Origin of the sequence: Sulfitobacter sp. TCYB15, from assembly GCF_040435955.1 — a bacterium.
In the GTDB taxonomy this organism is placed as follows: Bacteria; Pseudomonadota; Alphaproteobacteria; order Rhodobacterales; family Rhodobacteraceae; genus Sulfitobacter; species Sulfitobacter pontiacus.
In genome coordinates, this window is sequence record NZ_CP159193.1 from 958,317 (window position 1) to 975,504 (window position 17,188).

General features: G+C 59.1%; 22 protein-coding genes, 1 tRNA gene and 2 pseudogenes. 12 read left to right on the plus strand and 13 right to left on the minus strand.

Going from position 1 to position 17,188, the window contains the following annotated elements; translation table 11 throughout:
* Positions 1–32 precede the first annotated feature (32 nt).
* Together ABM428_RS04595 and ABM428_RS04600 are read left to right on the plus strand one after the other, a co-directional pair.
* Complete coding sequence (locus tag ABM428_RS04595; protein ID WP_132997102.1) at positions 33–377, plus strand: hypothetical protein; 345 nt, start codon at positions 33–35, stop codon at positions 375–377.
* A 46-nt stretch (positions 378–423) separates the two neighbouring features.
* Positions 424–933, plus strand: coding sequence for a copper chaperone PCu(A)C (locus tag ABM428_RS04600; protein ID WP_353628205.1), 510 nt, complete (start codon positions 424–426; stop codon positions 931–933).
* 39 nt (positions 934–972) lie between these two features.
* Here the strand turns inward: ABM428_RS04600 and ABM428_RS04605 are convergent, their stop codons facing one another.
* Together ABM428_RS04605 and ABM428_RS04610 are read right to left on the minus strand one after the other, a co-directional pair.
* Positions 973–1,686: an NAD-dependent deacylase gene (locus ABM428_RS04605; protein WP_132997101.1), complete on the minus strand. Its 714-nt coding sequence runs from the start codon at positions 1,684–1,686 to the stop codon at positions 973–975.
* Between the two features lie 58 nt (positions 1,687–1,744).
* On the minus strand, positions 1,745–2,710 hold the full coding sequence (locus ABM428_RS04610; RefSeq protein WP_064216900.1) for a LysR family transcriptional regulator: 966 nt from the start codon (positions 2,708–2,710) through the stop codon (positions 1,745–1,747).
* Between the two features lie 180 nt (positions 2,711–2,890).
* Here ABM428_RS04610 and ABM428_RS04615 point away from each other — a divergent pair, with 180 nt between their 5' ends.
* The 6 genes from ABM428_RS04615 (at position 2,891) to ABM428_RS04640 (ending at position 6,089) form a co-directional block, all read left to right on the plus strand.
* Positions 2,891–3,772 (plus strand): carbon-nitrogen hydrolase family protein, encoded by an 882-nt coding sequence (locus ABM428_RS04615; RefSeq protein ID WP_009826158.1) that lies wholly within the window; start codon positions 2,891–2,893, stop codon positions 3,770–3,772.
* An 81-nt stretch (positions 3,773–3,853) separates the two neighbouring features.
* Entirely contained in the window at positions 3,854–4,072 is a 219-nt protein-coding gene (gene infA / locus ABM428_RS04620) for a translation initiation factor IF-1 (protein WP_005851736.1), read from the plus strand.
* Between the two features lie 54 nt (positions 4,073–4,126).
* Positions 4,127–4,705, plus strand: a complete 579-nt coding sequence (locus ABM428_RS04625; protein ID WP_132997100.1) for a nucleoside triphosphate pyrophosphatase — start codon at positions 4,127–4,129, stop codon at positions 4,703–4,705.
* The gene (locus ABM428_RS04630; RefSeq protein WP_132997099.1) at positions 4,702–5,724 is read left to right on the plus strand and encodes a ribonuclease E/G; all 1,023 of its coding nucleotides are present in this window, start codon (positions 4,702–4,704) and stop codon (positions 5,722–5,724) included. Before ABM428_RS04625 ends, ABM428_RS04630 begins: the two co-directional genes overlap by 4 nt.
* On the plus strand, positions 5,721–5,912 hold the full coding sequence (locus tag ABM428_RS04635; RefSeq protein ID WP_037943388.1) for a DNA gyrase inhibitor YacG: 192 nt from the start codon (positions 5,721–5,723) through the stop codon (positions 5,910–5,912). The genes ABM428_RS04630 and ABM428_RS04635 overlap by 4 nt, the downstream gene beginning before the upstream one ends.
* A gap of 102 nt (positions 5,913–6,014) precedes the next feature.
* Positions 6,015–6,089: transfer RNA gene (locus tag ABM428_RS04640), tRNA-Phe, on the plus strand.
* On the opposite strand, the gene ABM428_RS04645 is transcribed toward ABM428_RS04640, so the two are convergent.
* The 6 genes from ABM428_RS04645 to ABM428_RS04670 form a co-directional block, all read right to left on the minus strand.
* A complete protein-coding gene (locus ABM428_RS04645) occupies positions 6,090–7,232 on the minus strand; it encodes a tyrosine-type recombinase/integrase (RefSeq protein ID WP_132997098.1) in 1,143 nt (380 codons plus the stop codon).
* Between the two features lie 256 nt (positions 7,233–7,488).
* Positions 7,489–7,815 carry a DUF2190 family protein gene (locus ABM428_RS04650; RefSeq protein ID WP_132997096.1) on the minus strand — a complete coding sequence of 109 codons (327 nt, stop codon included), beginning with the start codon at positions 7,813–7,815 and terminating at the stop codon, positions 7,489–7,491.
* Positions 7,815–8,039 carry a gpW family head-tail joining protein gene (gene gpW / locus ABM428_RS04655; RefSeq protein WP_132997095.1) on the minus strand — a complete coding sequence of 75 codons (225 nt, stop codon included), beginning with the start codon at positions 8,037–8,039 and terminating at the stop codon, positions 7,815–7,817. Before gpW ends, ABM428_RS04650 begins: the two co-directional genes overlap by 1 nt.
* The gene (locus ABM428_RS04660) at positions 8,039–9,868 is read right to left on the minus strand and encodes a prohead protease/major capsid protein fusion protein (RefSeq protein WP_132997094.1); all 1,830 of its coding nucleotides are present in this window, start codon (positions 9,866–9,868) and stop codon (positions 8,039–8,041) included. Before ABM428_RS04660 ends, gpW begins: the two co-directional genes overlap by 1 nt.
* Positions 9,855–11,204 carry a phage portal protein gene (locus ABM428_RS04665; protein WP_132997093.1) on the minus strand — a complete coding sequence of 450 codons (1,350 nt, stop codon included), beginning with the start codon at positions 11,202–11,204 and terminating at the stop codon, positions 9,855–9,857. The genes ABM428_RS04660 and ABM428_RS04665 overlap by 14 nt, the downstream gene beginning before the upstream one ends.
* A gap of 4 nt (positions 11,205–11,208) precedes the next feature.
* Positions 11,209–11,706, minus strand: coding sequence for a hypothetical protein (locus tag ABM428_RS04670; RefSeq protein ID WP_132997092.1), 498 nt, complete (start codon positions 11,704–11,706; stop codon positions 11,209–11,211).
* A 245-nt stretch (positions 11,707–11,951) separates the two neighbouring features.
* On the opposite strand from ABM428_RS04670, the gene ABM428_RS04675 reads away from it, so the two are divergent.
* Positions 11,952–12,134: a hypothetical protein gene (locus tag ABM428_RS04675; protein WP_132997091.1), complete on the plus strand. Its 183-nt coding sequence runs from the start codon at positions 11,952–11,954 to the stop codon at positions 12,132–12,134.
* A gap of 150 nt (positions 12,135–12,284) precedes the next feature.
* Here ABM428_RS04675 and ABM428_RS04680 read toward each other — a convergent pair whose 3' ends face one another.
* From ABM428_RS04680 to ABM428_RS04695, 4 genes and pseudogenes are all read right to left on the minus strand, one after another.
* Positions 12,285–13,028 carry a hypothetical protein gene (locus ABM428_RS04680; RefSeq protein ID WP_132997090.1) on the minus strand — a complete coding sequence of 248 codons (744 nt, stop codon included), beginning with the start codon at positions 13,026–13,028 and terminating at the stop codon, positions 12,285–12,287.
* A 100-nt stretch (positions 13,029–13,128) separates the two neighbouring features.
* Positions 13,129–14,097 (minus strand): terminase gpA endonuclease subunit, encoded by a 969-nt coding sequence (locus ABM428_RS04685; protein ID WP_338120795.1) that lies wholly within the window; start codon positions 14,095–14,097, stop codon positions 13,129–13,131.
* Positions 14,089–14,205 (minus strand): annotated as a pseudogene (locus tag ABM428_RS04690) (phage terminase large subunit family protein); the annotation flags it as partial. The gene ABM428_RS04685 and the pseudogene ABM428_RS04690, both read right to left, overlap by 9 nt.
* A gap of 32 nt (positions 14,206–14,237) precedes the next feature.
* Positions 14,238–14,354: pseudogene (locus ABM428_RS04695) on the minus strand (IS3 family transposase); the annotation flags it as partial.
* 277 nt (positions 14,355–14,631) lie between these two features.
* Between ABM428_RS04695 and ABM428_RS04700 the strand changes: the two are divergent.
* On the plus strand, positions 14,632–14,880 hold the full coding sequence (locus ABM428_RS04700) for a TetR/AcrR family transcriptional regulator (RefSeq protein WP_240790803.1): 249 nt from the start codon (positions 14,632–14,634) through the stop codon (positions 14,878–14,880).
* A 197-nt stretch (positions 14,881–15,077) separates the two neighbouring features.
* Positions 15,078–15,248, plus strand: a complete 171-nt coding sequence (locus ABM428_RS04705) for a TetR-like C-terminal domain-containing protein (protein WP_240790802.1) — start codon at positions 15,078–15,080, stop codon at positions 15,246–15,248.
* A 94-nt stretch (positions 15,249–15,342) separates the two neighbouring features.
* Here ABM428_RS04705 and ABM428_RS04710 read toward each other — a convergent pair whose 3' ends face one another.
* A complete protein-coding gene (locus tag ABM428_RS04710) occupies positions 15,343–15,927 on the minus strand; it encodes a TetR/AcrR family transcriptional regulator (protein WP_132997088.1) in 585 nt (194 codons plus the stop codon).
* Positions 15,928–16,005: 78 nt separating this feature from the next.
* Between ABM428_RS04710 and ABM428_RS04715 the strand changes: the two genes are divergently transcribed.
* Positions 16,006–17,187, plus strand: coding sequence for an efflux RND transporter periplasmic adaptor subunit (locus ABM428_RS04715; protein WP_132997087.1), 1,182 nt, complete (start codon positions 16,006–16,008; stop codon positions 17,185–17,187).
* Position 17,188: the final 1 nt, after the last annotated feature.

Consider the following 17,188-nt stretch of genomic DNA (forward strand, 5'->3'; position numbering starts at 1 on the left):
CTTTTTCAAGCGCTTCGTCTAGGGTGCGGTCCATGACCCTGCGTTCCCTTTCAGCTTTGGTTCTGGCGTTGATGCTGGCCCTCACGGGTCAAAGCATGGCGGTCGCGCGTGGGGCCTCTGCGGCGACGGGGCAGATGGTGCTGTGCACCGGTGCGGGCCCTGTGGCGATTTATGTGGATGCGCAGGGCAAGCCGACCTCGGCCCCGCATATCTGCCCCGATTCGGCGCTTAACGTTGCAATGGCAGGCACGGTGGTTCTGGCGGCCGCACCGATGCGGATCGTGACTTTTGTCGCGCCCGCGGTGCATGTTCTGTCAGCCGATGTGCCACGACGTAAAACGCGCCATGACCCAAGGGCTCCGCCTGTCGCTGTCTGACCCACACCCTTCACAGACATTTTGAATATGACGACAGGATATCCCAATGACACCTGCTTTGCTGACCCGCGCTGTCTGCGCATTGTTTCTCTTTTCCGCTCCTCTCGCTGCCGAAGGCATCATGGTGGATGACGCCTACATCCGCAGCTCGACCGCGAAATCCACCTCCGGTGCGGCGTTTATGGTGGTGATGAACCACTCTGGCGCGGATGACCGTTTGATCGGGGCGTCCTCTGACGTGGCTGACAAGGTCGAATTGCATACCCACACCTCTGACGACAATGGCGTCATGCGGATGGGCGAGATCGAAGGCGGCGTGGCCATTGCGGCGGATGACATGCACGCCTTCAAACGCGGCGGCGACCACCTGATGTTCATGGGCCTGAAAGGCCCGCTGGAGCAGGGCGCGATGGTGCCCGTCACACTTGAGCTCGAAAAGGCCGGTGCGGTCGAGATCGAGGTGATGGTCGATCAGGACCGCAAGCCGAACCATGGCAAGATGAAGCATGACCACGGTGATATGGATCACACCGGTCACGAGATGCCGAAAGACTGAGCCTTTTCGCCCCCATGAATGGTAGCGGCCCGATCTGTGTTAAAGCGCGGGCCGTTGCTGGGGTGGGGTGCTCAAGAGTTGCTCCACCCAATCTGTGACCACACGTGTCGCCGGACCGGTGCGGTGTTCGGCGAACTGGTTCCCCACGGCAGAACGTTCGAGGTTCAGCTCTACCGTATGGGCCCCATTGCGCCGCGCCTCTGCCACGAAACCGGCGGCGGGGTAGACGTTGCCAGAGGTGCCGATGGCTGCAAAGATATCGGCCTCGGCCAGATGGTCAAAAATCTCGTCCATGTCATAGGGCATTTCGCCGAACCAAACGATGTCGGGCCGCGCGGCTGGGGCATTGCAGGCGGGGCAGGGATCACCGACGGCCATGACCATAGGTGCGGGCCAACGGTGGTCGCAGGCAGCGCAGAGCGCTGAATTCAGCGCGCCGTGCATATGGATCACCCGCGCGCCGCCCTGTTCGTGCAGATCATCGACATTCTGCGTCACAATCACCACCTGTCCGGCATAATTCGCCTGCAGTCTGGCCAGCGCTTGATGCGCCGCGTTCGGCGATACCTCTGCCGCCTGTTTGCGGCGACCGTTATAGAAATCGACGACCAGTTGCGGGTCGCGGGCAAAGCCTTCGGGGGTGGCGACGTCCTCGACCCGGTGCTGTGCCCAAAGCCCGTCTTCGGCGCGGAAGGTATCAATGCCGCTTTCCGCAGAAATGCCCGCGCCGGTCAGAATGACGATCTTGCTCATGTCAGCCCCTTTGTTTTACGCGCCAAGTGAACCAGCCGCGCAGCTTTTGCGCAAGCGATCAGCCCTCTAACGCCTCGAAGCTGGAAGAAAGCCACGGCAACTGCGCCACCGTTGGCGCGATCATGTGGGACCGAAGCAGTTGCCGCATCGTGTCGGCAATATTCTGGGGCACCGGCCCCGTCCAGTCTGACCCCGCAAACAGCGAGATCTGTCGCGTTAATCCGGGCGTGGGGAGCGGGTGCACCGCAAGCTGCTGGTGAAACCGCTCTGCGCGGCAATAGCCGAAGGGCGTCGTGATGGCCCAGCCGATGCCCCGTGCCACCATCGCCATCAGGGCGAGATGGCTGCCGATCTCGAATTGCGAGGGCAGGGTGATATTGCTGCGCGTCAGGTGGTTGTTGATCTGGTCGGCGATCAACTGGTCTGCCGCGTATTTAACGAAGGGCAGGGCGGATCGCCCCGTCATCAGCGCGGCGCTGTCGCCGTCAAAGCTGGCGGGGGTGACGATAACAAAGGGATCGCGTGCCAGCGGAATCTCGATCAGCCCGCTTTTTGCATCCCCACTGGTGGCCGCAATGGCGATATGAAGCGATTTGTCCTGCACCGACTGGATCAGCCCCTTGCTGCCGTCGGTCACCATGCGAAAGCGACAGCCTGCCATACTGTCGGCCAGAAGGGTCGCCAGACGCGGGGTGACATCGTTGTCAAAGTCGTCAATCACGCCAAGGCTCAGGTCGCTGAGATTGGCAAGATCCATGACCGTCAGCTCGGATTGCGCCAGCCGGATATGGGTCAGCGCCGCGCCGCTGTGACGCAGAAAGCTTTCGCCCGCCGCGGTCAGGCGCATGGGGCGCGTGCTGTGGTCGATCAGGGCGGTGCCCATGGCGGCTTCGAGGTTGCTGATCTGCTGGCTCACGGCGGGTTGGCTTAACCCTGTCAGTGCGGCGGCCTGTGCGACCGATCCACGGCTGGCCAAAGCCTCGAATACCTCTATACCGCGCAGGGTGATACCCTTTTTGATCATGGTGCTAGACCCCTTGGTTCTTTCCAATTTTGTGAAGCATGCCCGATAAATTGGCAAGGTGGGTGGGGATCATACGCTCATAGTTTCACAGAAGTGAAATGTGCCCTGGGGTGGGGTGGTGGTACTTGAAGCTTGGCTGCGCGCGTCGCACCATAAGGGAAATCACGCACCGGAGGCCTCATGAAAATCGCAACCGCCGCATACCCGCTGGATGTCCTGACCAGCTGGGCCCAATATGAAGACAAGCTTGCAGGCTGGGTCGCAACGGCGGCCGCCAGCGGGGCAGAGCTGTTGGTTTTCCCCGAATATGGCGCGATGGAGCTTGCGACGCTCGCTGGCCTTGACGTGGCAGGCAATCTTGAGGCGTCGCTCTTTGCAGTCTCTGACCGGTTGGCGGATGCGGATGCGGCGCATCAAAAACTGGCGGCGGAATATGGCGTGCATATCGTTGCGGCATCGGGGCCCGCGGTGACGCCTGCCGCTGCCCGTCCGGTGAACCGCGCACGTCTGATCACCCCTTCAGGTCAAGTCGGGGTGCAGGACAAGCAGATCATGACCCGATTCGAACGCGAGGTCTGGGGCGTGGTCGGCGGGGAGCCTCTGCGTATCTTCGAGACAACATTGGGCAAGATCAGCATCCTCATCTGCTATGATAGCGAGTTTCCCCTGCTGGGCCGTGCACTTGCCGATTGTGACATCATCGCCGTGCCGAGCGTGACCGAGGCGCTGGCAGGCTATTGGCGTGTCCGCATCGGATCCATGGCGCGGGCACTGGAAAATCAATGCGTTACGGCCATGTCATCCTGCATCGGCCCTGCGGATTGGTCAGAGGCGCTTGGCACATCCTACGGGGCGGGCGGCATCTTCTGCCCGCCGGATGTGGGCTTTCCATCCACCGGAGTCCTTGCCGCCGCCGAGATCAACGTGCCCGGCTGGACCTTCGCCGAGGTCGACATCGCCCAGATCAGCCGCGTGCGTGCAGACGGGGTGGTTTTGAACCGAAACCACTGGGAGGATCAGTTCGGGCGTGACGCAACGGCCATAAACGTGCCTTTGATGTGAATACCCCTTGAAAAAAGGGAAAATTGCGCCCATTTAAGCCTGCGTCCTGAAATTGCAGGGCAAAGTGTTCAAGGAGAGACCATGGCCAAGGAAGACACGCTCGAATTCCCCGGTATCGTGAAAGAACTTCTGCCGAACGCGACGTTCCGGGTCGAGCTTGAAAACGGCCATGAGATCATCGCACATACGGCAGGAAAGATGCGCAAGAACCGCATCCGTGTTCTGGCTGGCGATAAGGTACAGGTGGAAATGACCCCCTATGATCTGAGCAAAGGCCGGATCAATTACCGCTTTAAATAATACGCTTTTCCGAGAATCACCTAGTGGTTTTCGGGCAGCGATCTAGGATCGCATATGAGTTTTATCCTCGGATCAGGAAGTCCGCGCCGCAAGGAATTGCTGGCGCAAATCGGCGTTGTGCCTGACGATATTCGCGCGCCCGATATCGACGAAACCCCCCATACCGCCGAACTGCCGCGCCCCTATTGTGCGCGTATGGCCCGTGAAAAAGCTGCCGCGGTGCAGGCGGGGTCCGATGATATCGTGCTGTGTGCCGATACCACCGTCGCAGTGGGGCGGCGAATCCTGGGCAAACCCGCGGATGAAGCAGAGACGATCCGTTTCCTGCGCCTCATGTCGGGGCGTCGCCACAAGGTCATCACGGCCGTCGCGGTCAAGCGCGGAGACAAGCTGTGGCAGCGCGATGTGGTCAGCACCGTCCGCATGAAACGACTGTCAGACGCCGAGATCACGGCCTATCTGGCAACCGGTGATTGGCAGGGCAAAGCCGGCGGCTATGGTATTCAGGGCCCGGCAGGAGCCCTTATCCCGTGGATCAGCGGATCATTCACCGGCATTGTCGGCCTACCACTGGCCGAAACCGCAAACCTGCTGCGTGCTGCAGGATATGTTTTCGCAGGAGAGACCTCATGAAGGGCCGTACGATCGTTCTGGACCATTTTGGCGACATCGAAGCCGCCGCGCTGATCGTGGACGGCAAGCTGGATGACCTTCTGATCGACAGCGACGGCCCGCGCCCCGGCACGATCTACCGCGCCATCGCGGATCGTCCGGTCAAGGGGCAGGGGGGGATGTTCTTGAAAACGCCCGACGGCTCTGCGTTTCTGCGCCAGATCAAGGGGCTCGCACCGGGGCAACCCATTCTCGCGCAGGTATCCGGCTATGCTGAACCCGGCAAGGCTGTTCCCGTCACCCAGAAGCTGCTGTTCAAAAGCCGCTATGCCATCGTGACGCCAGGCGCACCCGGCACCAATATCTCGCGCAGTATCCGCGACGAGGAAGAACGCGACCGGCTGCTCGAAATCGCGCACGAAGCGTCCGACGGGGCCGCACATGGCCTGATTCTGCGGTCCTCTTGCGCTGGCGCGGATGCCGATGACATCGCCGATGATATCGACGCGATGCTGGCGCTGGCGGACAAGGTATTGGACGACCCATCCACCGACATGGAGGTTCTGTCCGAAGGCGATGGTCCGCATATTCTGGCTTGGCGCGACTGGGTCGAGCCCGCCGACGTCGTGACCGACCCCGGTGGTTTTGAAACCCATGGCGTGTTGGACACTGTCGACAGCCTCTCGCAGCCGCGCGTCGCGCTTGACGGCGGTGCCTTTATGTTTGTGGAACCTACCCGTGCGTTGGTGGCCGTTGATGTGAACACCGGTGCGGACGTGTCCCTTGCTGCCGGGATCAAAGCGAATATGGCCTGTGCCCGCGCCTTGCCCCGTGCTCTGCGTCTGCGCGGGTTGGGCGGGCAGATCACGCTTGATCTTGCGCCCATGCCCAAAAAAGATCGCCGCCCGTTCGAGACCGCGTTGCGCCAGGCCTTCCGCGCCGATGACGTGGAAACGACGCTGGTCGGCTGGACCCCTTTGGGCCACTACGAACTGCAACGCAAACGCGCCCGTATGCCTTTGGCTGAGGTTCTGAAGTGACCTGCCCGATCTGCGACCGTGAAACCTCTCCCAAGTATCGCCCCTTCTGTTCCGGGCGCTGCGCTGACGTGGATCTGGCCAAGTGGCTGAACGGCAGCTACGCGACCCCCAGCCGCGACCCCGAGGATATCGAGGCCGCAATTGAAGCCACCGAGGCCGCTTTGAACGCGCCCGACAAGCCGCATTAGAATTTTCCGAAAAAACCTTTGCCAAACATGGCAAAACCCTCTGGACACCCCCGCCGCAAACTCCTAGAACCCGCACACCCGACCACTACGGTGGTCTCCGGTGCCCGGGTAGCTCAGGGGTAGAGCAGTGGATTGAAAATCCTCGTGTCGGTGGTTCGATTCCGCCCCTGGGCACCATTATTTCCCATTTTCGTTTCGTTTCAATGGCTTGGTGGTTGGTTTTGTCCCACCATCCAACATGGACTTGGAAAGTGGGACACTTTTGTTCCCGGTTTGACCATCCGACAGGCGGCGCAAGGCGCTTTCGGCACGGGTCTTTTGACTTGCCGCGCGGGTGTAGCGCGTGACCTCTTTTGACGTGCGGTGTCCCGTGATCGCCATAATCTCTTGTTCGGTGCAGCCCAATTCGGCCAAACGCGCGGCGGCGGCCTTGCGCAGCCCGTGGACGGAACAGTTTTTCAGCCCGGCGTCATCGCACCACTTGCGGAACCGATTGCCGAAACCGTTTGACGTGAAGGGGCGGTTGAACGCCGTTACTAGAAACGTCAGATCACCCGTGGGGCTTTCGTCCAGAATCCGTTGCAGTTCGGGTATGATCGGAATTTCCATCCGAACGGGTTTGCTGTTGCGGTTCTTGTGCTGGGTAAAGGACAGCCACCCGTCGCGGACGTGCTGTTTTCCAAATTGCACCAGATCGGCACGGCGTTGCCCGGTGTATAGCGCAAGGGCCAAAGCAAGCCGGGCAGGCGTGCCGATTTCATGGGTGTTCTCGAATTTTTCGATTTCGTCCAGCGTCCACGAGTGGAATCCGTCTGCGTTGCCAGACAGGTATTCCACGCCGATTGCCGGGTTGGTGTCGTGCAGGTCGTACCGCAGGGCATATTTGAACACCTGACGCAGCGCCTTGACCATGCTGTTTGCGGCCTCCGGTCTGTCCATCATTTCGTCGCGCCGGGTACGAATGTGTCGGGGCAATAACATGCGGTAGGGTTTATCGCCGTCACCCTTGTTCTGGCAAAATTTCTCAAGGATTCCTCTGCGGACTTTCTGCGTCCGTGGGTCAAGTTCGCGGAACATGGCGGATTTGTAGTATTCCACGCAAAGCGCGCGGATAGACCCGTGGACCAGTCGGCCAACCTTTTCGGTCTGGTCCTCGGCTGGGACAGGTCCGGCGGCGGCGCGCTTGTAGTCGATCAGAAATTCGGGGGAACCGCTGGGGCCACGCAACCGAATTTTGGGCGCGCCGGGGCGGCGGTAGTAGAGTCGGACATTCCCGTGCCTATCTGTATCTTCCACGATGTATTTGAGGCGCATTTTCATATCAGGTCAGTCCCACGGATTCGCGTCAGCTTGCTCAGGGGCGTCCAGTTCGTCAAATGCGCGGTCAATGGCAATGCGGTCCCAGATCGTGCGTCCGTCTATACGCTTGGGCTTGGGCATCCGTCCGTCCCCCACAAGTGCGTCAAATTTCGTAGTCCCGATTCCGATGTATTCCGCCGCCTCTGCACGGCTCAACCCGCGCCGAACAGGCGCTGGGCAAAACTCGTGTTGAGGCGGACGGAGTTGGGTCATCGGATCAGAACGTGCCGTTCAAGCGGGTTGCAACAGTGCCAGCGCCGGACTTGGCCGCGATAGCCACGCCAATTTTGGTATTGCCGGACGCCGTGGTGGTCACTTCCTTGGCGGTGTCGTTCCAGTAGAGCGCCGCGCCAACAGTAATGTCGTTTGCCGTGGTCTTGGGCAGATCGAAAACACCTACCGTGGACAGCACCACGGGCTTGCCTGTCTGTGCATCGCCGTTGGCTACGCCGAACAGGTTGCCGATAATGACGCCCGCGCCGGACAGCACGTCTGCCGGGGAGTCGACGGTGATGTCGTCACCTTTTTGAATGTAGTTGCGCATTAGGTCAGTCCTTTTGAGGTTTGGAAACGGAAAGTCTGGGGGCCTTTGATACCCATTGCCTGCCGTTCAAGGATGTTGATGTAGGCGGCCAGCCGGGGGGCAGAGGCGCGGTTGTATTCAACCTGTTCGCCGTTGCCGTCTCGGAAACTGACTGCCAGTTCCCCGAGTTGCAGGCGGTGGTAAGCCGCCCGCGCTTCGGTCAGTTGTTCGCCCAGCGTGGGCATTAGGAACCCGCGTTCCGGTAAGCACCGCGCCAGTCAGACCAGCCCGTGCCAAAGTCGAGGAACGCGCGGTACTTGATACCCAACGTATCCCACGCCTCTGCCCGTTGAATCTGAACGCCTTGCGCGCTTGCAAGGTAGCCGTAAACCATCGAAGCCACGCGGGCGGGATCGGCAAAGACGAACCATTGGTCGTCAGTAATCCGGGGTTCAACCAGCAGCGACAGCTTGCCCGTCCATGCGTTCACGTCGCCCGTGGTCACGGCATAGATCGCTGCCAGCAGCTTTTCGGCGTCGGTTTCCAGTTCCGGGCCAACCACGAGATACTTGGGCGTCACGGAAATGAGCGTATTACCGTCCAGCCCCTTGAACCCTCGCATCGCCTTGCGCGCGGCTGAAAGCGTGGTTTCGCTTGGAGCGGCCCCGGCGGCTGCCAAGTTGCCCCGGCTGGCATCGAACACGGGCGTCCCGTCCGACAGGTTGGGGTTGCTGGTCAGCAGCGCAACCATTTCGTCCGCCTCTGTCTGTGCAGCGGCTTCCCCAAACGCGGCAGTCATATCGCCCAACAGGTTCAAGTCATCGTTCACCAGCAAATTGCGGCTGACGTTGATCGCGCGGGCGAACGTCTTGAGAGACATGGACTCGCCGCTTTCGGCGCGGCTGGTGGCTTTGATCTCGCCGGACTCCGCGATTTCCTCAAGACGGCCCATTTCGCCCAGGCGGATGCTGGTGGACGGTTTGAAGTCACGCAGGACACGTTGACGGCCAAGCTGTTTCAGCGGGGATTCAGCAGCCTTGTAGGAGTCGGCGGCCACCTTGCCCATCGCGTTGCTGACAACCAGCGGGAAGTCAGACGTGCCATGGGCCGCGCGGGTGAACACATCATCGGCGGACAAGCCGCGCGTGGACACGCCCGAGCGGGACAGGCTATCGCGGGCCATGTCCAGCAGGCTATCGCTCATGTATTGACGCGCATCGTCCGGGCAGTCGCCCCCAGCCATACGAACGGCCACGGCGTCAGCCTGACGGCGGGTGATGACGGCGGGGTCATCGTTCTGGGCAGTGTGGGTGCGAATGACGGGTGCGCTCCGGGTTTGCGTTGCGTCAAAGACAGCGGCCTTGGCTTGGTCCACGGTGGCGTCTTGGTCGATCAGGTCATCTGCGGTTTCGGCAGACAGGCCAGCGGAACGGACAAGAGTCCGAATAGCGGAACGGCGGGTGCGCTCTGCATCCTGTTCCGGGTTGGTTTCAATTACATCGGGCATATCTGCTCCAGTTTTGGGGTTGTTGGCGGCGCGCTTGGTCTCAGTCTCACTATGCCGCGCCGGATCGCATAGGGCTTCTTTTTGGCGGACGCGCGCGTTCGGGTCTGCCGGATTGGTGGTCAAAGTGACTTCTGTAAGAGTCCACGCGGTCGGGGATTTCTGACGTTGACCGTCTGCCCCGGTGGACTCGTCCCAACCTGCCACGCGGTAGCCGATGGAAACGCCTGTCAGGCTGCCGTCTGCGATACGCTGGGCAATAGGGTCAGTGTCGGACGCGGTGGACAGTTGCAGCTTGGCAATGACACGGTCGCCGTCCACGCGGGTTGAAACCACGCGGCCCAACAGGTCACGGACCGAGTCCGTCTTGTGGGAGTCGAGCAAGGGCATCCCAGCACTGGCGGCCAAGGTCGCGGGATTCAGAATCTCGTTAAACGGCCCCCGCGCATCCCGGCGAACCACGGGCGTGATCGTGGCGACAACGGCCTCAAACGTCCGGGATTCCGGGTCGTAGCTGTTGGCGGTTGTCGCGGTGCGCGTCAGGGGCGCAAGCGGATCATGCAATGTCATTTGTCTCTCCGCCAGTTTCGGTGGCAATTTCCCGGTCCAGATCGGCGCGGTTCCAACCCAAGGACGCTACGGCTTGCGTCCGGCTGGTCAGCTTGGCGTCAATCTGGGCGATAAGTGCTTGGGTGTCCTTGAGCGGGTCCACCTGTTGCGCGCGCGGGGTCAGCCATTCCACCTTGAAGGCGGGGGCAAGGTCAGGGACGGCATTGCCGGACAGGTAAGCCCGTGTCATTACGCGCCGCCAAAGCGGGGTCAGGACTTGCGGGATAAGCTGGTGATAGCAAAACTGTTCAATCTTTGCCCGGAACGGCAACAGACCCGCCCGCAAGCTGGAATAGTTCGCGTTGGACAGGTCCCCGTCCAGCAAGTGCTGGGGGACGCCAAGCCCAGCGGCAATCTGACCAAGGGTCAGCTTGGCAAAGGCAATGGAATCCTTGGCTTCTTGCGGGCTGGAAAAGCGAATGTCCTTGCCGCCGGGCAGGGTCCGAATGACGCCGGGTTCCAGTGACACGTCCGCCCCTGAAACGTCGTCGAGGTAGGGACCCGCGCCGCCAAGGTTGTTTTGGTCCACAATGAACCCGGTATGCAGCGCAGAGACACGGCAACCGACAAGCAAGGCGTCCATAAGCCCGTCAAACTCTGTCAGCGTCAGCAGGATCGGCGCAAGCCACGACACGCCGCGAACCTGACCGGGGCCAAGGGGGCGCATAAGGTGCAGCACGTCTTTTGCGGGAACGCGGATTGGGTCGCGGGACGTTGGGAATAGATCGGTCGGGCGTTGCGGTTGGACATGGTATGCCACACGGCGGCCACGGGCGTCGTATTCGACCCCGGCGGCGATGTAGCGGTCTTGCCCCAGATCGGCGGTTTTGGATTCGTCCACCATTTCAGCCGGGATCAAGCGGACCTGAATCCCGTCCGAGTCTTCTTCAATTACGGCGAATGACTCGCCATCAACAGCGCAGGCCAGAACCATCTGGGCCAACAGGCCACGCAGGTCTGTCCGGCCTTCCACGTCCGCAGTTTCCGCAAAGTCCAGCCACGTCTGATTCAGGTCGTCGCGCAGATCGGCGTTCGGGTGCGCAGAGGCGGGTTCAATGCCCGCTCCCACGGCCTCTGCAACAATGGCGGAAACGCCGTTGGCGATGTAGCCGTTGTTGGCGTAGGCGTGGCGGGCGCGGCTGCGCAGGGGCGCGGCGGCGGCAAGCGTTTCGGTTGCATTGGACCCATAAGCCATGAACGCAGACCCACGCCGTCCACCCGTTGCCGCGTCAAAACTGCGCTTCTCGACGGCGGTCGTGGTGTCGCGTTTGAAAAAGTGTGCGAACGGGAAAGCCATCTTCTTATGCCCCCTGCATGTCTGCTAGTTCGGGCAACCAATCGGCCATTGATAAGATGATTTTTTCACCGCCAACACGATCAAGCGCGTCCAGCCCCAGCCACATTTCGGCAAGGACGTGCTGCGTTCCATCATCATTGGGGTGTAGGAAAACCACCATGTTCCAAGGGGAATGAGGGCTGTCTAGCGCCGCCAACATTCCGGGTATAGGGCCGATATCGCAGCCCTTGGCAGGTAGATCATAGCAGGCGTCGGCTACGGCCCGCATTACTGTTTCGTCCTTAATGCCGAACGCAGTCAGCGCGCGGCAGAACTTCGCAACGCCCAAGTCAACAGGCTGGAAAGTGTGGGTAGCAGTCGGTCCAGCCCCGAATGTTCCACGAGTGCGGACGTACCCTTTTGACCGAAACCGTCGGAGTTGATTCGCGACAACATCCTTTTGCTCATGTGGCTTTGCCAGCCATTCAGCGGCTTGGCCTACGGAAAAAATTGCTTGGTTCACGGGGCGCTCCATTTTTATGTAACCCTTACCTAAACTGATTCGACTCAATGCGTAAAGATAAATGTGTCGCGCTGAATAATGCTTGACGCGATGAGTCGAATTTAGCTAATCTGTGTTTGTCCGCTGGTCATGCTGGGCAACCTTTCGAATCGGGTCAGGGGTGGCCCGATAGCCATCGAGAAGGAAAAGGGCGGTTTTCGGGTCGCCCTTTTCCGCAACACCCCCAAGCAAATGAGGATAGAGTTATGGACAGCAACCAACTTAGAAATGAAGCCCAGCTTATGATTGAGGCGACAATCCCGCACCCGGACGCAATCCGGTTCACCTTCATGCAAATCATGGCGATGATTGAGCGGGAAGGCTTTCAGATACCGCAGGACGGCATGGCCTTCCTCGGCAGTAATGAGCCGCTGAGTAGGGTACACTAAGGTTCAGAAAATTCTGGATCAAAGATAGCGGCCAATCGGTCACTATCTTTGTTTCAAGGCAATGTGATATGTAAGTACTGATTATTCAGATCCGTTTATGCTAGATGATAGCTTTCATTGAATGTAAATTATTTAGAGTGATAAATTAGTTTAGAAATCACGGTTTCCATCATTCATGAAAGATGGAATTTCAACATCATTTAGGCGTGCTAATTTTTCAGAATATTTTTTCATAGAGTCAAAGGTAAACGTGCGGCCTGTCATTGAATTGAGCTTTCCATCCTCTGGGTTCCAAAGCAACATCAGCCTAAACTTATCCTGAAACTCCATACCATGAAGAGTATATTTCCTTTTGGTATTTCCATCTGATTGATCATCGAGAGATTTGTGATGAGTGATCGTAGAAAGCCTTTTCTGACTAGGCCAGACTACGGGCCACATTCGTCCCGTTTGGTCAACAACTTTTACCTTGTAGACATACTTCAAGCCAACCCTTTGGGGGTCAATGGGTAATTTTACTTTGGTCCCCTCAGTCAAATTAGCGACCGTCGAAGGCTCAACGGCATGAAGCCATTCCTTCTTTTGCCACTTGTACCAGCGTTGAAGTCGCTTTGGGAATTCTAGAGGACCCATCCTATACTGGACATGGTCCACCGTGACCGGTCGTCTCCCTACTGAGCGGACGGTGATGTGGTATCTGGGTTTCGCTGAGTTTTGATAGAATTCGTGATCAAACACCGCTTCACAGGTTAGGTTGGCTTGGTCTCTCTTTTGTTGTTTGTACCTAAGATAAAGGCTCAAAATACCAGTCGTTGTTCCGATTGATCCAGTGATTGCGCCCCATAACGCTAACTGATCAGTGCTGCCCAACATAGGTTCCAACAGTTCAATCATATTTTTTATCTTTCGGAAAATTTTTGGTGCGGTTCCTACAGATCAGCACTTCCATTCAAATTTAGATCGATAGATTTCTATAGCTGCTAAGTATCCCTAATTAGATCCGATTCCCAGCGTTCCCCAGCCATTTTGATTTTACAACGGCTGGCCGTGGCGTAGCGGTGCCTCGATCCGCCAGTTCCTGTTCGCGCATGTCGAGATTGACTCCGACAAGCCCCCGCACGGCCAACGCATAGACCACGCAATCCAACGCCTCCGCGCGTTTGCCCGGAATCCGTTCCCAGGATGCTTTCGGCGCACCTCTTTGATATTTCACCACGCGCCGTTCGCTTGCCAGTTCTTCAAAGAAACGGGCGTCCAGCGTATCGGAAAACCGAATGGACGTGCCGCGCATAAGCCGTTCGGTCAGGTTCGCCTTGATACCGTCCACGCCTACGATAAAGAGCCGTTGCCCTTTCGTGGCGCTGGGCCGGATCGCGGGACGTTGCCCGTCTGCGCCTTTGATCGGCACAATACGGCGCGACAGCTTGGGCTGACAAAACGCCAGAACCCGGTCCATCGTCTGCCCGTCCGAAGAGTCCACGGCAACCGCGTCCATGCGCAGGATGCCCCCGCCGGGGTGGATATGGGTCTGCGCAAGGAAAGCGTCCAGTTCTGCCCAAGGCGTATCTGACTCGTTCACAGGTCCCCAAAAAGCGCGGGCGTCCAGCACGAACGTATCCGTACGCCCATGCGCCAAGGTGACGGTTTCCAAGCGGTCGTGCTGCACGTCCACACCGCAGGTCAGCAGCAAGGTTTCCGGGGGCAGGTCTTCAAGGCTGAACGGTTCACGGCGATTTGCTAGCGCGGAATCGTCCAATTCTTGACCAGCTTGCCGCCATCCCTCAGCCATAAGCGTGTTTGTCCACGATTGCAGCAAGTCGGGGTGGTCTTTGGCCGCCAAAAATTCGCGAGCAATGTTCCCCCAGGACGCGGCGGGCAGGGTCGAAACCAGCACGTTCGTTTTGAACCCGGCATGGTTCTGCACTTCTGGCGCGGTTTTGACCCAACGGCCACGGTTCACCATCTCCGCCTTGCGGGTTTCGGGCTGCACCGCGCCGCAATGCGGGCAGATGAACGCAGCGGTTTCCGGTTTGCCGGATTCCCATTCGATGTGCTGCCACGTTGGCGCGGTGTAGCCCTCACAGAAGCTCCTATATTCGTCAAGCCTTGATCCGTGTGGATCAGGACGCGTCGCTTAAGTTTGCGTCGCCAGACAGCCATCAGAAGGGCTTGCTGCACGAGGTCTGTTGGTTGCCGCGATTGTGTCGCCCAGGTCAGTATCAGCCAATGGGCCAATGAGAACCTGGCCAAAACAGAGGCCGAGGAAGAAAATCGAAAGCGAAAGTTCAGCCGCCGTATGGGTGGCGTTCATCGAGGCCGCGAGTTCACCGAGTGCGGCGAGGTACATATCGGTGGCCAATGGGGGGAAAGAGGGACAAAAGGCCCAAGGTGGCGGTAACGGCAAAAGCCCGTTTTGGGGTAAGGGAGATCTGTGACAGCTCGGCTCCGACAATAATATTAGACTGCGGTCTATTGGGAATGAGTGGACGGCAGTCTGATGATCAATCACGGACTATTCTGCATCTATGAACAGGAACTGTACCTGTCGGGCAAAAGGCCAAGCGGGCGGCCCGCAAATCAAGACGCCAGCACGGCATTGAAGGCTGTGGCTCTACGTCTGGTTCGGGAACTGGGCTATGAGAAAATCTCGGTTTCGGAAATCATCGAGCAGGCTGGCGTGGCGCGCCAAACGCTCTACAACCGCTGGAATACGAAGGCTGACCTTGTTCTCGAAGCCGTTTTTTGAGCAGACCAACACCTATGCCGCCGAACCTTCTTGGGACGGGACAGAGGATTGTCGGACCTTGCTCGAAGGTTTCCTGATCCGTATTTTCGAACACTTGCGCATCGACGGGGACACCCTACGCGCGTTAATCGCGGCCTCTCAGCAGGATGCAAAATTCCACAAGTCGTCTTGCTAATTTCGTTCTGCCTCGGGAGCAGATGATCACCGCTGTGCTCCGCCGGGCGCAGGACCGCGGAGAGCTTTCGCCGGGGCGGAACGTGGAGACACTGTTGGCCTTGATACATGGCGCGTTCTGGTATCGCTTGCTGAACCGCGGGGTGTTGGACGCTGGGTTCGCGAAAGAAATAGTGGCGGAAACCTTCGCCTGATCGTTCGGCCCTTGGCCCCCGGATCGCCTTCGGCAAACGGTTGGCGCAGAAGTGAATGCTTTGCCCGAAATGCCCGAGGCAATGCTCGGAAAAATCAGGACGGCGGCGTCAACAGGGCCGCCGCGGCGATTGTTCCTTCCCAAACCGTGTCTAAGGCAGCACTCAGTGATATTCCTTCTCCGTGCTCCCAGAGGAAGATCGCCCTGCCCACTGCTTCGGTAGTGTGGCTTGCGAGCGCGGCGGCGGCTTGGGAGTGCTCGATGCGGTGGTTCAGGCATTCCGTAAGCTCTCTGCGCTCCATCATGAGGAACCCTTGCAGAATACCTCTCGCTCTTTCGTTTGAACGCAGAACCGTGCCGATCATCTTGAGAATAGGTTCATCATTGGTCAGCGCTGCGAAGTGTTGATCCAAGAACATCTTGAGGTCGTCCGCAAGCGGTCCGTTTCCGCTGCGTAACGCTTCTTTCGCAGCCTCCGAAAAGGGGGGGGGAGCCCCAACCGCAGCCGTTTCCTTGTTGGTATAGTAGTTAAAGAAAGTGCGCGTGCTGATGCCAGTTGTCGCAGCGATCTCCTCGGTCGTCACATTCTCTAACCCTTTTTTAACGGCCAGATCCAGCGTCGCCAGCTGAATGTCACGCGCCGTCTGCTGTCGTCTTCGCTCTCGTAACGAAACTGTCATGTCTGAATTCCTTGCGTACTGTGCAACGTCTGCCTACAAGGCACCGAACCTGCTGGATAGTCAAGGATCGAGAAGCACATGAAAATCGGCGTTTGGAAAATGTTAGGCGCAGCGCTTGCGTTCGCGGGGGCTGCCACGATGGCGAGCGCGCAGGGCGGCCCTCCCGATGGCATGCCCGCGGCGGGGCCGCTTGAAGTAGGTGTGATCGACATGCAGATGCAGGAAATCCCACGCATTGTGACCACACCGGGCCGGGCCGTTGCGTTTCAAGACGTTGAAGTGCGCCCGCGTGTCGGCGGTGTGGTCAAAGAGATCCTCTACACGCCCGGACAATTGCTTGAGGTCGGGGATCCGCTTTTCCGGATCGACGATGCCTCCTATCTCGCGGCTGTCGCGACAGCCCGTGCCAATCTGGCCACTGCCGAAGCCAACCTGCCTGTGAAGCAGGCGGCCTATGACCGCGCCGAACAACTCTCCGGACGCGGCTACACCGCGGCAGAGGTCGAAGCGGCGCGGGCCAGTCTGGCCGAAGCAAAGGCCACGCTTGATGCAAACAAAGCGGCGGTTGAATATGCCGAGACCGAGCTGTCGTGGACGACGATGACCAGCCCGATCGCCGGGCGTGCGGATGTATCAACCGTTTCGGTTGGGGATTTGGTCACGGCTGGGCAGGCCGACGCTTTGACGAGCATCGTCACCTCAGATCCGATCTATGTGGATATGATGGAGGCAAGCGCGCGTATCCTGTCGGTACGCAGCGCCATTGCCGAAGGTGATCTGCAACAAAACGACACCCTTCAAGCGACATTGACGCTGGAGAACGGCGACATCTATCGCGGTACCGGGCAATTGGTCACGCCAGGCAACAATGTCTCGACCTCCACCGGAACCGTGACCATCCGTTTCACCTTTGACAACCCTGACCACATTATCCTTCCCGGCATGTTCGTGCGGGGGGAAATCGTGCTTGGCACGATGCAAGCCTACCTTGTTCCGCAGCGTGCAGCGACGCGTGGCAACTCAGGTAAACTGACTGCTTATGTTATCGGTGAAGACGGCAAGGCCGAACAGGTGACGCTCGAAGATGACGGCACCTATCAGAACGCATGGATCGTGCGTGAGGGGCTGAACGATGGCGATCGGCTCGTCGTGGATGGCCTTTCATCCGTCCGCGCAGGGCAAGAGGTCAGCCCCGTGGCCGTGACGATCGACGAGGATGGCGTCTCTCGCGATATCGCTGCCCCCGCGGCGAAGGATTGAT